This window comes from Caldimonas tepidiphila (genome assembly GCF_003569765.1).
GTDB lineage: Bacteria > Pseudomonadota > Gammaproteobacteria > Burkholderiales > Burkholderiaceae_C > Caldimonas > Caldimonas tepidiphila.
The window spans coordinates 1-1,230 of record NZ_KZ983983.1 but is presented as its reverse complement, the minus strand read 5'-3'; the positions used below and the strand labels follow the sequence as shown (position 1 = coordinate 1,230).

1 protein-coding gene and 2 pseudogenes are annotated in these 1,230 nt (G+C 63.4%); all 3 read left to right on the top strand.

The window, feature by feature from the left end:
* Positions 1-454: 454 nt before the first annotated feature.
* On the top strand, positions 455-610 hold the full coding sequence (locus D3A59_RS25235) for a hypothetical protein (protein ID WP_157991404.1): 156 nt from the start codon (positions 455-457) through the stop codon (positions 608-610).
* 18 nt (positions 611-628) lie between these two features.
* Positions 629-871: pseudogene (locus tag D3A59_RS26230) on the top strand (transposase domain-containing protein); the annotation flags it as partial.
* Between the two features lie 151 nt (positions 872-1,022).
* A pseudogene (locus D3A59_RS04175) lies at positions 1,023-1,230 on the top strand (hypothetical protein); the annotation flags it as partial.

The window sequence follows — 1,230 nt, the reverse complement described above, 5'->3', positions numbered from 1 at the left end:
GCCGCATCGAGCCGCTGCTCGGAATCCTCGCAGATGACGCACAGATGATCGCCATGATTCACGTGCGCGGCGAGCTGATCCATGAGGGTGCACGGCTGTGACAAGGCTTCTCTCTCTGATTGCAGGCCCATGGCTGCGCTCGTAGACGGATTTAGCGGCGGAAGCGATGGATTGTCCTCGCAGGCCCGTTCATGCCCGATCAATCACCCTCGCGGAGGGGCGGCACAACTGAGGCTCGTCATCAATGGAGCCAAACGATGGCGGCGGCCAAGTGGATGGCGCCAAGGCCATGAAACCGGCAGCAGCCCACGCCGCGGACTCCAGGAACAAGTTGTCTGCTTGACAGGGGCGTAAGCTCCCCTGTCAAGCAGACAGCTGATTCCTAGAGTCTGCGCGAGTCGGGCATCGAGGGCATGGAGGCCTTCCTTGACACCAAGTTCGTGCACTGCGCAACATGAGGGGCGTAGGCCGGGACGGCATCGAGTCGGCCTGGGGCTGGTGGCTCGTGCTAGCGATCGCCTCGCTGGGCTTCGGCGCGGTGACGGCCGTGCCGATCCTGCTCAAGCCGCTCGCCCGGGAGTGGGGCACGGGAGCGGCCAGCATCGCCTAGGTGCACACAAGGACGCGGGTTGCCGGCGCCCACGCCAGTGCGAACCTGTACTCGCTGCTGCAGACCTGCCGGGTCACCGGCATCGACGGCTACCAGTACCTGCGCGCGCTGTTCGCCCGCTTGCCCCAGGCTTGCACCGTCGATGACTACGTCGCACTGAACCGAGATTACGTTCCCCGGGGCGCTCGGTTACGCACAGCGTCACGTCCCGAACTCGATCACGACGCTGCGACTGCGGCTCAGCGCCTGCCTGCTCCTTGAGATGGGGCAGTGCCCATTCTGCGGTTCATGCAAGCGCCCGCTACTCTTGTGACACAGTAAGACTAAGGGCCTGTCCAGCATCTACTGTTGACAAGGAATAGGCCCTGAGAGGTGTAATGAAGTCTTCTTCATGTGGTCGTGGAGGTGCCTCATGCGCCGCTACCTTCATGTGTGCGAGTGCCCCAGTTGCCAGGCTGGCGAAGACGAGGCGACACGTGAGTTGCATCAGCAGATCAACCTGCTACTGAGCCGCCTCGACGAACAGCAACGCCGCTGGTACGCGGCATTGCAGGCCAAGCCGCTCGGCCGTGGCGGAGTGCAGCTCATGTCCTGGGGCACTGGGATCAGCGAGAAGACCA

What these genes read in the sequence shown, in the direction of transcription:
- D3A59_RS25235 (WP_157991404.1), top strand. Translation starts at nt 455, where the DNA reads ATGAGGGGCGTAGGCCGGGACGGCATCGAGTCGGCCTGGGGCTGGTGG.